The 12,594-nt window shown below is 70.9% G+C and carries 10 protein-coding genes; 6 read left to right on the top strand and 4 right to left on the bottom strand.

The window, feature by feature from the left end; all coding sequences use genetic code 11:
- Positions 1 to 94: 94 nt before the first annotated feature.
- Positions 95 to 643 carry a small multidrug efflux protein gene (locus ACFWH5_RS05800; RefSeq protein WP_378832776.1) on the bottom strand — a complete coding sequence of 183 codons (549 nt, stop codon included), beginning with the start codon at positions 641 to 643 and terminating at the stop codon, positions 95 to 97.
- Positions 644 to 809: 166 nt separating this feature from the next.
- Between ACFWH5_RS05800 and ACFWH5_RS05795 the strand changes: the two genes are divergently transcribed.
- Complete coding sequence (locus ACFWH5_RS05795; protein WP_378832773.1) at positions 810 to 1,985, top strand: sensor histidine kinase; 1,176 nt, start codon at positions 810 to 812, stop codon at positions 1,983 to 1,985.
- On the top strand, positions 1,982 to 2,584 hold the full coding sequence (locus tag ACFWH5_RS05790) for a DNA-binding response regulator (protein WP_378832771.1): 603 nt from the start codon (positions 1,982 to 1,984) through the stop codon (positions 2,582 to 2,584). The genes ACFWH5_RS05795 and ACFWH5_RS05790 overlap by 4 nt, the downstream gene beginning before the upstream one ends.
- Before the next feature lie 34 nt (positions 2,585 to 2,618).
- Here the strand turns inward: ACFWH5_RS05790 and ACFWH5_RS05785 are convergent, their stop codons facing one another.
- Positions 2,619 to 3,314: a TetR/AcrR family transcriptional regulator gene (locus ACFWH5_RS05785; RefSeq protein WP_378832769.1), complete on the bottom strand. Its 696-nt coding sequence runs from the start codon at positions 3,312 to 3,314 to the stop codon at positions 2,619 to 2,621.
- A 75-nt stretch (positions 3,315 to 3,389) separates the two neighbouring features.
- On the opposite strand from ACFWH5_RS05785, the gene ACFWH5_RS05780 reads away from it, so the two are divergent.
- From ACFWH5_RS05780 to ACFWH5_RS05770, 3 genes are all read left to right on the top strand, one after another.
- Positions 3,390 to 4,673, top strand: a complete 1,284-nt coding sequence (locus tag ACFWH5_RS05780; protein ID WP_378832766.1) for an FAD-dependent oxidoreductase — start codon at positions 3,390 to 3,392, stop codon at positions 4,671 to 4,673.
- A 50-nt stretch (positions 4,674 to 4,723) separates the two neighbouring features.
- Positions 4,724 to 7,264 (top strand): fibronectin type III domain-containing protein, encoded by a 2,541-nt coding sequence (locus ACFWH5_RS05775; protein WP_378832764.1) that lies wholly within the window; start codon positions 4,724 to 4,726, stop codon positions 7,262 to 7,264.
- 67 nt (positions 7,265 to 7,331) lie between these two features.
- Entirely contained in the window at positions 7,332 to 7,805 is a 474-nt protein-coding gene (locus ACFWH5_RS05770; protein ID WP_378832762.1) for an ASCH domain-containing protein, read from the top strand.
- Here ACFWH5_RS05770 and ACFWH5_RS05765 read toward each other — a convergent pair.
- Positions 7,802 to 8,857 carry an LLM class flavin-dependent oxidoreductase gene (locus ACFWH5_RS05765; RefSeq protein WP_378832761.1) on the bottom strand — a complete coding sequence of 352 codons (1,056 nt, stop codon included), beginning with the start codon at positions 8,855 to 8,857 and terminating at the stop codon, positions 7,802 to 7,804. The genes ACFWH5_RS05770 and ACFWH5_RS05765 overlap by 4 nt on opposite strands.
- Before the next feature lie 29 nt (positions 8,858 to 8,886).
- On the bottom strand, positions 8,887 to 10,404 hold the full coding sequence (locus ACFWH5_RS05760) for a methyltransferase (RefSeq protein WP_378832758.1): 1,518 nt from the start codon (positions 10,402 to 10,404) through the stop codon (positions 8,887 to 8,889).
- An 88-nt stretch (positions 10,405 to 10,492) separates the two neighbouring features.
- On the opposite strand from ACFWH5_RS05760, the gene ACFWH5_RS05755 reads away from it, so the two are divergent.
- Positions 10,493 to 12,577, top strand: a complete 2,085-nt coding sequence (locus ACFWH5_RS05755) for a DUF6049 family protein (RefSeq protein WP_378832756.1) — start codon at positions 10,493 to 10,495, stop codon at positions 12,575 to 12,577.
- The last annotated feature ends 17 nt before the right edge of the window (positions 12,578 to 12,594 follow it).

The following is a 12,594-nucleotide window of genomic DNA, read 5'->3' as shown; positions in this document are numbered from 1 at the left end:
AGGACGACGGCGCGCTCAGCATCCTTCAGAATCGCCATCGTCCTTCAGAGTCGTGCACGGGCGCAGCCCGATCGGGCGCCCGGCGGAACCGGGGTCAGCCGGCCGCGAAGCGCAGCACCCCGGTGACCAGCAGCGCGAGCACGGTCGTCCAGCCGATGATCGCGACGGCCTGCCACACCAGAACGCGCACCTTGCCGACGCCCACGGCGACGAGCATCGTGGCGGTGAACATCGTCGGCAGCAGCAGCGGGCCGAGCAGGCTCACGCCGGGCACGCCGTAGCGCTCGAACGCGCGCTGGAACTTCTCGAGACGAGCGGCTTTCCGCGAGCCGTCGTGGTGCTCGGCGACGCCGGAGTCCGGCAGAACCGTGCCGTCGGCGGCCACGAGCGCCTTCGCACGTCGGCGGTTGACGATCGCCGTGCGAGCGCTCGAGCTGAGCAGCACGAGGATCGCGACGCAGAGGAAGTTGCCCACGATGCCGGCGATCGCGGCGATCAGGGGGTGGATGCCGCCGATGATGCCGATCGTGGCGGCACCCTCGCCCTCGATGAACGGCACGGCGCCGGCGAGCGCCACGATGAGCGGCTGCACCAGCTCGGGCACCTGGGCGACGAGGTTCTGGAAGGTCTCGATGAGAGTCATGGGTTTCTGCTCCGTGTCTTCGGCGGATCGTTTCGGCGGGACCTCGTCCCGGCATGACTCCAGTACATCGGGTCGCGGATCGCCGCTGAAGTGTCGTTCCGTCACCGTCCTGCATGCGATTCGCATACCCGGTGGGTGACAGTTGTCACGCCCGTAGGCTGACCGTATGAGCACGATCAGCAGGGGCATCTCGGCCACGTGGTGGTACACGTTCAGTGGCGTGATGTTCTTCCAGCTGATGGTGGTCTTCGTCTGGACGACCGTGCTGTTCAGCACACTCCAGAACTCCGCGATCGGCGCTGTCGTGGGCATCGGCGGGCTGATCTGGTGCGGATCCGCGGTGCCGCTGCTGCTGCGGTATCGCCATCGCGATGATGCCGCTGGTCTCGCCTCCGGGCTTCGCGCAGCGCTGCTGCCGCTGATCATCGCCGTCGCTTACGGCGCGGCGTGCGGCATCCTCTCGGGATTGTGGGTCGCCGCCGTCGTGCCGGTCGTGCAGTCGCTGATGCTGCTGAACTGGCCTGCCGGCGTGCGCGTGCGGCTGGTGATCGCGGTCAGCGTCGTGCTCGTCGCGCTGTGGTTCATCGACATGCGCACTGCCGATGTGCTCGCCCAGCCGGCGCTCATGCGCTCCTGGTGGGTGTACGGGGTCTTCTCGATCATGCTGCCGGCGATGACCGTGCTGTCGCTGTGGTGGTGGGACGTGGTCGTCACGATCGACCGCGCCCGCGTCGCCGAGGCGCGATTGAGCGCGACCCAGGAGCGCCTGCGCGTCGCGACCGACGTGCACGATCTGCAGGGTCACCATCTGCAGGTGATAGCACTGCAGCTCGAACTCGCCGAGCGGCTGCTCGACAGGGGTCAGGCGGATGCCGCCCTCGAGCAGCTGCACTTGGCGAGAAGCAGCGTCACCGAGGCCAGACAGGGCACCAGGGATCTCGCGATGGGATTCCGCGGCGTGCCGCTGCCGGATGAGCTCGCCAACGCGGTCGATCTGCTGCGGGCGGCCGGAACCACGGCCGAGGCCACCGTCGATCCCGGTGCCGCGGCCGCGGGAGCATCCGTGCTCGGACCGGTCATCCGCGAGACGACCACCAACGTGCTCAAGCACGGCGGCGGCAAGTGGGCGCGGCTGTCACTCGCCCGCGACGGGAAGACCTGGCGATACGAGATCGCCAACGATGCGGCATCCGACGAGGAGGCGCGCAGTGACGGGGCCGGCCTCGACGGCATCCGCAGACGGGCATCCGAAGCGGGCGGCGCCGTGGAGGTGCGCCGCGGGCGGGGCGAGTTCGCCGTGATCGTGACGGTTCCCGCCGTGGGCACGGAGGAGGCCCGATGATCCGGGTCGTGATCGCCGACGACGAGGTGATGATCCGCTCCGCGCTCGCGGCGCTGCTGCGGCTCGAGGACGACATCGACGTGATCGGCGAGTGCGCGGACGGCACGCAGGCCGTCGCGCTGGCCGAGAAGCTGCAGCCCGATGTCTGCCTGCTCGACCTCGAGATGCCGGGACTCGACGGGGTGCAGGTCGCCGAGCGTCTGCGCCGCAGCACCGCGACGCGGTGCGTGGTGGTGACGCGTCACGCGCGGCCCGGCGTGCTGCGGCGCGCCCTGGCATCGGGCGTCGCCGGATTCCTGCCGAAGTCGCGCAGCGCCGACGAGGTGGCCGAGGTGATCCGCCGCGTGGCCGCCGGTGCCCGGTATGTCGATCCGGAGGTGGCCGCCGACGCACTCAGCGATCAGCGCAGTCCGCTCAGCGATCGTGAGCTCGACGTGCTGCGTGCGGGCAGACGCGGCGAAACGACGGGCCAGATCGCCGCCACCCTGTCGCTGGCTCCCGGGACCGTGCGCAACCACATCTCGGCCGTGCTGTCGAAGCTGCACGTCGCGACGCGTCAGCAGGCGGTGCTCATGGCCGAGGAGCAGGGCTGGATCTGACGCCGATGCTCCCGGCCGGCGGCCTTCTGCGGCTCTATGCGGGAACGCCGCCTGGCGCTGTGAGCATCCCGCGCAGCAGCAGGCCGGGAGCAGATGAGGTGAGCCGCGCGGACTCGGCGGTGTCGACGCTCCGCTCCGGCGCCGACACCCCGCCGTGCCGACGTCGGTTGTCGGCGGACTCGGCGGTGGCGGAGGGGGTCGGCTCCGCCATGGCGCGCAGCGCCCATTCGTCCAGGCCCCGCAGCATCCCGAACGCGGCCGCGGCGAGCGCGGCGACGGGGACGTCGTCACGCACGGCACCGGATGCTGCGCCGACCCGCAGCACCTCGCCGACCCACAGGCGCACCGACTCGAGCAGCGCGCTGCGCGCATCGGCGGCGCCGGTCGCGGGCAGGTAGAAGATCCGCCCCAGCAACTCGAGCGACCGATCCTCCGCCGTGAGCGCAGCGAGCTCGCCCAGCACCCGATCGACGAGGGGCCAGAAGGCGTCGTGCTGGAACTCCCCGGGTGAGGGCGGCGTCCAGCGCGCCCGCACATCGGCGATCAGCGTGTCGACGACGGCATCGAGCAGCTCGGCCTTCGATCCGACGGCGTGATAGAACGAGCTCTTGCTGATGCCCGCCGCGCGGATGATGCGATTCAGGGAGGCGCTTTCGTACCCCGCGGTGGCGAACTCGGCGATGGTCGCATCGATGAGGGCATCGCGGTGCGGTCCGGTGAGCTCGGTCATGGTCCGAGTCTACTGGACCATCCGGTCCAGGCGGCGTATAGTCGGTCGTGGACCAGGTGGTCCAGAGGAGGACAGATGCTCACCGCCACCCCGCTCGCAGAACAGCTCGACGCTCAACGCGATGACCGGTTGCGCGTGCTCGTCGTCGGCGCCGGCATCGCCGGCATCACGATCGCGCAGCTGCTCCGCCGCGACGGCCTGCATCCGGTGCTCGTCGACCGGATGCCGGACATGGAGCACCCCGGATACATGCTCGCCCTGATGCCCACCGTCGATCAGGCGTTCATCGACCTCGGCGCGCAGGAGGCGTATCGTGCCGCCGGCACGCCCCTCGAGCGCTACCGCTTCCGCTCGCACCGCGGCCGACCGCTGCGCACCGACGCCCTGGGCGAGCTGCTCAGCGTCTACGGCGACTACAACGGCATCTCGCGCGGTGAGCTCATCGAGGTGCTCACCGCCGACGGGTGCCCGGTCACGTATGCGACGACGGTGGACCGCGCCGATCAGGCCGGGGTGCGGTTCGTGGATCGCGAGGGGGCGCCGATGCGCGAGGCCTCGTTCGACCTGGTGATCGGCGCCGACGGCATCCGCTCGCGCATGCGCGGCGTACTCGGCGCGGGCGACGCCGAGATCGTCGAGACCGGGTGGTCGGGCTGGGTGGCGTGGGCGGACGATCCGGGCGATCCGACACTCGGCGAGGAGCTCTGGGGCGACGGGTTCTTCCTCGGCGTCTATCCCGTGCGAGGCCGGCTGGGCGTGTTCCTCGGAGGGCCGGACGCCGACCTCACGGCGGGGCCGGAGGCGTTCGCGGCATCCGTTCGTCGCCGCATCGATGAGCTCGGTCCTCGCCTGGCGGCGTCGCTCGACGCCGTTGCCGCCGATCCCGACCCGTACCTGTGGCGACTCGACGATGCGCGCATGGCGCGCTGGGTGCTGCCGCACGGCGTGCTGCTCGGTGACGCGGCCGCGGGTTTCCTGCCGACCGCCGGGGTCGGCGCGGGCATGGCGATCGAGTCGGCATGGATGCTCGGGCGCATGCTCGCGCACGCCGATCGCGACTCGCTCGCGACCGTGCTGGCGGCGTGGGAGCGCGTCGAGCGCCCGCGGGTCGAGTCCGCTCAGTCGAACTCCCGGATGCTGGCGACCATGATGTTCCGCCGCGGCACGCTGATCGCCTGGGTCCGAGAGACGGTCATGCGGATGCTGAGCGTGCGCGCCGCTCTCAAGCCGATCATCACGCTCGTCGCCGAGCGACCCGACCCGGACGCCGTCGCGCAGGAGGCGCTGCGAGCGGCCGGCGTTGTTCACCGGAAGGATGCCGACACGTCATCGGCCGGTCATCCCGTCTCGTTTGAGTGATGGAGCGCGTGCGCCCGGGCACGCACTCCATCCCTGAACGAAGGATCGACATGCATTCACGACCCGCTGCACGGCACCGCAGACCGGTGACCGCCGCTGCGCTCGTCACTCTGCTCGGCGGCATCCTCATCGCCCCGGCCGCCGCTTCCGCGGCATCCGCCCCCGAGGTCCCGGCCGAGCCGCTGATCACCACCGACACCACCTGGCGCTATCTCGACGACAACACCGACCCGGCCCGTGGCGATGCCGATCTGCGGGTCTGGACCGCCGACGGGTACGACGACAGCGACTGGAAGAGCGCGCAGGGCTCGTTCGGCGCGAAGCGGGGCGAGCTCGCCAAGGTCGGTCCGCACCTGCCGCACACGCTCCTGAACCACTACATCGGCGACACGAGCACGACCGTGCCCACCTACTTCTTCCGCACGGAGTTCTCGCTCGATGAGGGCGTGGCCGATCAGGTCGCCGCCCTCGCCGGCAGCGTCACCTACGACGACGCGCTGGTGGTCTGGATCAACGGCACGAAGGTCGCGAGCTACGTCGACGGCCGCATCACCGAGACGACGAACCTCGAGTACGCCGGCGACAGCAACGGCGACCCGCTCACCAGCAGCTTCACCGCCAAGGGCGACGTGCTGCACGACGGTGCCAACACCGTCGCCGTCGCGCTCTACCAGGACCGCTCGTCGAGCTCCGACATCTACTTCGACATGAGCGAGCTGACGCTGGTTTCCGCGAACGCCGAGCCCGTCGACGCACCCCCGTCGCGCGTCATCCTGACCCCGACGGCGACGCCGGAGACCTCGCAGTCGTTCTCGTGGCTTGCCGGCGACGCCTCGCACACCTCAGGTCAGGTGCAGATCGCGCCGGCGTCCGGCGGGGAAGCGCGCATCGTCGACGCCTACTCCGCCGGCCTGGTGAACGGCACCCTCAACCAGCACTTCTCGGCCACGGTCGACGGACTCAGCCCGGCCACCGCGTACCGCTACCGGGTGGGCCTCGAGGGCAGCTGGAGCGAATGGCACGAGTTCCGCACGGCCGACCCGGACGCGACGGACTTCCAGTTCGTGTACTACGGCGACGCGCAGATCGGCCTCGACAGCACGTGGCCCTCGGTCGTGAAGCAGGCACAGGCGAACGCGCCCCGGTCGATCGGATCCGTGCACGCGGGCGACCTGATCAACACCGGTTCGAACGAGACGGAGTGGATCAACTGGTTCACGGGCATGAAGGACTCGGCGGCGACCACCAACGTGATGGCCGCCCCCGGCAACCACGAGTACTCGGGCGACAAGATGCTCACCGCCTGGAAGGCGAACTTCGAGTACCCGCACAACAACCCTGCCGTCGGCACCGTCGGCGAGCTGGCGAACCTCGCGCAGGGCGACTCCGACGTGGCGCGCCAGTACGCGGCGTATTTCGCGCACTGGAGCGAGTTCGCCAAGGAGACGGCGTACTACACCGACTACCAGAACGTGCGCTTCATCACCCTGAACGCGACGCGTGACACCACCTTCCTGACCCCTGGCGAGCTGCCCTCGTGCACGGATGACGCGTGCCCGCAGAACGACGTCGCGCGGCTGTGGACGCGCTTCCAGGCCGCCTGGCTCGATCACATCCTCGGCGACAGCCCGTCGAAGTGGAACGTCGTCACCTTCCACCAGCCGGTGTACTCCACGTCGGCCGGCCGCGACGAGCCGATCCTTCGTGACGAGTGGGTGCCGGTCTTCGAGAAGCACGACATCGACCTGGTGATGATGGGCCACGACCACACCTATGCCCGCGGCTACAAGAACACCAGCGCGACCGGCACCCCCGGCCTGACCACCGGACCGGTCTACATGGTGTCGAACTCGGGCGCGAAGCATTACAGCCTCGAGAGCGACGAGAAGAACGTGTGGACGAACAACGGCGCGACGCAGGTGCTGCGGGGCGAGAAGGTCACGACCTACCAGGTGATCGACGTCTCCAAGGACCAGCTGGTGTACCGCTCGTACCTCGCCGAGAAGGTCGCCGGCGCCACCACCGACAAGAACGTCGGCGACGTGTACGACCAGTTCACCGTCACGAAGTACGACGACGGCGAGAAGTGGGTGACCGAGGTGGGCATCACCCCGCCGCCGCCGCGGGTCACGGCATCCGTCTCGCTGGACACCTCCTCTGTCGTGGCCGGTGACACCGTCGAGCTGACCGGCAGCGGGTTCGACGCCGGCGAGGAGCTCGTGTTCGAGCTGCGGTCCGAGCCGGTCCAGGTCGGCACGGCGACCGCCGGCGCCGACGGCGCCTTCACGGCGTCCGTCACCGTTCCGGCATCGACGGGTGCCGGCGTGCACACTCTCGCCGTCATCCGCGCGAATGGCGAAGAGGTCACCGCCACGCTGACCGTCGCGGCGGCCGAGGTGCCCGGCGACCCGGAGGAACCGGGAACGGATGCCCCCGGTGAGGCGGACCCGGATGCCGGGTCGGATGCTCCGGCCGAGGGCGACCTCGCCACGACGGGCGCGGAGAGCCTGCCCTACGCGATCACCGCGGCCGTGCTGATGCTGCTCGGCGCCGCGCTGTTCGTCGCTCGGCGCCGCGCACCGTCTGCCTGACACAGCCCGATGGAAGAGGGCGCCATCCGCGTGCGGGTGGCGCCCTCTTCGCGGATAGGCTCATCCGATGGACAACGCCCCCACTGTCGAAGAGTTCTGGCGGGAATGCCGCGCCGCCGTCCCGGGCCTGCCCGACGAGGCACCCGAGGCGTGGGCCTTCGGTGCGACACCCGCGCACGCGGACGGTCTGCTCGACCTGGTTCTCGCCGGCACCAAGACGGCGACGGCATCGTCGCTGTGGGACTACGAGCACACCGGCGAGGCCGTTCCCGAGGTCGGCGGGCTGAACATCATCCTCGACGGACGCGGCGTTCCCCGCGCACTCCTCGAGACCACCGCCATCGAGATCGTCCCCTTCGATGAGGTCTCCGAGTCGCACGCCTTCGCAGAGGGCGAAGGAGACCGCTCGCTCACGTACTGGCGTGAGGTGCACGAGCGGTACTGGCGCGAGCACTCCGAGAACCCGAGAGGGTTCGAGCCCCGCATGCCGGTCGTCTGCGAGCAGCTGCGGCTCCTGCACCGCGGCGAGCGCGCGTCCTAGACGGGGTCGCCCTCGACGGATCCCTCGGTGTTCGGCTTCCACCCCAGTGCCGGTGCGACGTGCTCGGCGAACGCCTGCAGCACGTGCAGGTTGTATTCGGGGCCGAGCTGGTTGGGGATCGTCAGCATGAGGGTGTCGGCGGCCATCACGGCCTCGTCGGCCTTCAGCTGCTCGATCAGCACATCGGGCTCGGCGGCGTAGGTCTTGCCGAACGTCGACCGGTAGCCGTCGATGATGCCGATCTGATCGTTCGCCTCCTCGGACCGCAGGCCGAAGTAGGCGCGGTCCCTGTCCGACACGAGCGGGAAGACGCTGCGGCTCACCGAGACACGCGGCGACCCGGTGTGGCCGGCTTCCCGGTACGCCGAGCGGAACAGATCGATCTGCTCCCGCTGCAGCTCGTGGAACGGCTGACCGGTGGCCTCGGTGACCAGGGTCGAGCTCATCATGTTCAGCCCCATGCGTCCCGTGGCCTCGGCGGTCGCGCGGGAACCCGAACCCCACCAGATGTGATCGCGCAGCGTGGGTGAATGCGGCTCGACCCCCAGATAGCGGCCCTCGCCGACCATGCGTGGATCACCAGGGGCCAGGCGCTCGCCCTCGATCGCGCGCAGGAAGAGGTCGAACTTCTCGCGCGCCATGACGCTGCCCCGCTCGGTGTCTTCGCTGTCATGGAAGCCGAAGGTCTCGTAGCCGCGCAGCGCCGTCTCGGGTGACCCGCGGCTCACGCCCAGCGCGATGCGGCCGTCGGCGATGAGGTCGAGCGCGGCCGCCTCCTCGGCGAACTGGAACGGATTCTCGTAGCGCATGTCGATCACGCCGGTGCCCACCTCGATGCGCTTCGTGCGGGCCGCCATCGCCGCCAGCAGCGGCATGGGCGAGGCGGCCTGCCTGGCCCAGTGATGCACCCGCACGTAGGCGCCGTTCACGCCGATCTCGTCGGCACCCTCCGCCAGCTCGATCGTCTGACGCAGCATGTCGCCCGCGGTGCGCGTGACCGAACCAGGCACATCCGCGTAGTGACCGAAGGAGAGGAATCCGAAAGCCTTCATGTCGTATGCGAACGCATGGATGCAGTGGGCTATTCCTGCGCCGGCAGCAGCAGACCGTCGAGCAGGAGCGCGCGGATGCGGGTCTCGAGGTCCGCCCACAGCTCGGCGAGCGGAACATCGAACAAGTCGGCCAGCGCGGCGACGATCTGCGACACCGTGAGCTCGCCGTCGCACGCTCCGACGAAACCGGCGAGCGCCGGATCGACGCCGACCGTGCGAGCGAAACCGCCGCCCTGCCGCAGCTCGATCACGCTCGGGTCGTCGTCGCCCGGCATGAAGTGCCGCGCCTCGGTGACGTCGGGCGCGACGGTCAGCCTCGCCGGGATGCCGTCGGCGACCAGGTCGTGCGCCGCGAGCCCGGCGCCGAGCGCCCGGCCCAGGTTCGACACCGGCTGCGAGACGATCTCGAAGCGGCGCAGCCGCGCCTCGGCTCCCGGCGAGCGGCGCAGCAGGATGTACCCGAACCCGACCGCCTCCACCGCCCGCTCGGCGAAGTCGTCGAGCCAGGCGGTCAGCATCCGCCGGAACGGCGCATCTCGCGGCAGCGTTCCCCCGTCGCGGATCCACAGCTCGGCGTACCCGAGGGGTGTGAGCTCCTCGCGCTGGATGACCCACGCGTCCAGGTCGTCGCGCACCCACCCGCGCACACGGTCGAGGCCGGCGACGCCGGCGCGCGACTCCCAGTTGCCCAGCAGCTGCGCAATCCCTCCGTCGGTGAGGTGCATAGGCGCGGTGCGCACGAACTGCTCGACCAGCGCGTCGCCCACCAGGCCGCCGTCGCGGTACTCGTACGCGGTCACGCCCGACACGCGCGGGGTGATCACGAACGGCGGGTTCGACACGATCAGGTCGAACGCCTCCCCTGCGACGGGCTCGAACAGGCTACCCAGGCGGAACTCGATGTTGCGCACGCCGTTCAGCTGCGCGTTGAGCTCGGCGAACGCGAGGGCGCGGCCCGAGATGTCGGTGGCGATCACGCGGCGGGCGTGCCTGGCCACCAGCAGCGCCTGAATCCCGCATCCGGTGCCGAGGTCGAGGGCACGCTCCACCGGCGTCGGGATCACCAGCTCCGCGAGCGTACGGGACGCTCCGCCGACGCCGAGCACGTGGTCGGCGGGCAGAGCGGCACCGAGGGCGATCTCGTCGAGGTCGCTGGCGACCCACCACTCCCCGACGCCGTCGGCATCCACGAACGACTGCGGCCGGATCAGCGCCGCGGGCACCACCCGCGCCCCATCGACATCGGCCAGGCCCAGGGCGATCAGACCGTCGACGCCGACACGCGGAACAGCGCGCTCCACGGCGGGCAGCGGCTGCGGCATCCCGAGCACGAACAGCCGGCCGAGGGTGGGCAGCGGGTCGTCCCTCGACGCCAGCGCACGCAGGATCGGCTCACGCAGGCCCCGGGGCAGGGCGTCGTCCGCCTCCTCCCCCCACAGTCGCCGCAGCGGATCGGAGCGGAAGTCCGCAGCATCCAGGTCGGCGGCGAGGGCGTGCGCGAGCGGCAGGTCGGGGCGGGGCTGAGGTCGGTCCGGCACGGCGGTCACTCTACGCGCCTTCAGGGTTCCCCACGCGTGGCCGCCTAGAATCAGGGGCGTCGGCACGACCGCGATCCCGGTCAGTCCGGCACGACTTATGACTGCGTCCCGCCCCCGCATCGGCTCCCGTCCGCGTGCGCACCGGCTGCTGAGCCGGCTCGCCGCGGCGCTCGTCGTCGGCTGCGTGACCATCGGCGGTGTGCTCACCGCGGGTGCAGGTCCGGTGTACGCGGCGGCCGACGAGGCGCCCGAGGCCGACGGCGCCGTCACGCTCGGGCTCTCCACCGGCTCGGGCACCTCGATCACGCCCGGCAGCTCGCTGCTGAGCTCGATCACGCTCGACAACGGCACGGATGCGGAGCTGAGCGCCGGCACCGTGACGATCGAGCTGAACAGCACCCGGCTTCCCGACAGCGACAGCCTGGAGGCGTGGCTCGACAGCGGCACGGCCGCGGGCGACTTCCGCTCCGTCGCGAGTGAGGCCACGCCCACCGTCGAAGGCGGATCGAGCGCGACCGCCGAGGTGATCGTGGATGCCGCGGAGCTGGGCGCACTCGCCCCCGGCGTCTATCCGATGCGTGCGACGTTGAGCGGTGCCGCCGTCGGCGACGGCACCGACGACGCACGCGCCGACGAGACCACGGCGACGACCGTGCTGGTCGTCGCGCCCGCCGGCGAGCGGCGCACCGGGGTGATCGTGCCGATCACCGCCACCCCAGAAGACGGGTCGCTGCTCACCGCCGACGAGCTCACCACCCTCACGGCGCCCGAGGGCGGCCTCACCGGACAGCTGGATGCGATCACCGGCACCACGGCCATCCTCGCCGTCGATCCCGCGATCCCCGCCGCCATCCGGATGCTGGGCACCCGCGCACCCGCCGGTGCCGTGGCGTGGCTGGAGCGCCTGGAGTCGCTGCCGAACGACATGTTCGCGCTGCAGTTCGCGGATGCCGATGCCGCGACGCAGGCGCATGCGGATCAGTCCGATCTTCTCGCCCCTCAGGAGCTCGCGCCGCTGCTGCAGCCGGCCGACTTCCCTCCCCCTGTGACGCCGGAGACCGCCACCCCGACACCGACCGCCTCTGGCGAGCCCGAGCCCGCCCTGCCGGACAACGCCGCGCTCACCATGATCAGCGGCGCGCAGCCCGGCATCCTGTGGCCGCGCGGCGATCTCACCGATGACGACATCGCCCGCTTCGGTGCCGAGCTCGGCGACGACGCCACGACGATCGTGCCGTCCACATCGGTGAACCGTGCCGGCGTCACCCATGGAACGGTCGACGGCCACGATCTGCTCGTCATCGACGCCGCCGCATCCGCCCGCCTCTCCGCCGCCGTCGACGCCGCCGACGCCGGCACCCGCCAGCGGGAACTGGCCGCGGTCGCCGGTCATCTCTTTTATGCCGGCCAGCGCTCCTCGCCGGTGCTGATCGGGCTCCAGCGCTCCGAGACGCGCTCGCCGGTCGCGCTGCGCGAATCGCTGACCGCGTTCGCCTCACCCGACGTGCGGCTGCGCTCGGTGCTCACCGGGCCCGCCGAAGCCGTATCGCTCACCGGCACGCCGGACGCTGCCCGCGCCGTCGCCTTCGAGACCATGCTGCAGGGCGAGCAGCGCATGACGACGTTCTCGGCGATCCTCGAGGAGCCGGCCGTGCTGCTGGTACCCGAGCGCATCCGCATCCTGCGCGCGATCGGCGTCGGTCTCGACGACGACGAGTTCGCCGCGGCCCGCACCCAGCGCGCGGAGCGGGTGTCGAGCACGCTGAGCTCCGTCAGCATCCAGCAGCCGCAGCCGGTGCAGCTGTTCACCTCGGCCGCGCCCCTGCCAGTCTGGGTGCGCAACGAGCTGCCGTGGCCGGTGACCGTGTCGCTGGGCAGCAGTCCGTCCGATCCTCGGCTCGACATCCAGCCCACCACAGAGGTGACCGCGCTCGCGGCGAGCACCACCCGCGTCAACGTGCCGATCGAAGCGCGCGTGGCCAGCGGCGACGTGCGCGTCGAGTTCCGGCTCACCGGCCCGAACGGAGCGACGATCGGACAGCCGGCGATCGCCGACGTCACCCTGCGGGCCGACTGGGAGAACATCGGGCTGGTGATCCTCGGCGGGATCATCGTCGTGCTTTTCGTGCTGGGCCTGGTGCGCACCGTGATGCGCAAGCGCCGAGCCGGTACTCCTTCGTGAGGGAATGTCACGCAGTT

The sequence above is a fragment of the Microbacterium sp. NPDC058345 genome, from assembly GCF_042723855.1.
Lineage (GTDB): Bacteria > Actinomycetota > Actinomycetes > Actinomycetales > Microbacteriaceae > Microbacterium.
The sequence above is the reverse complement of the archived record's forward strand: the minus strand, read 5'-3'. Positions and strand labels throughout refer to the sequence as shown.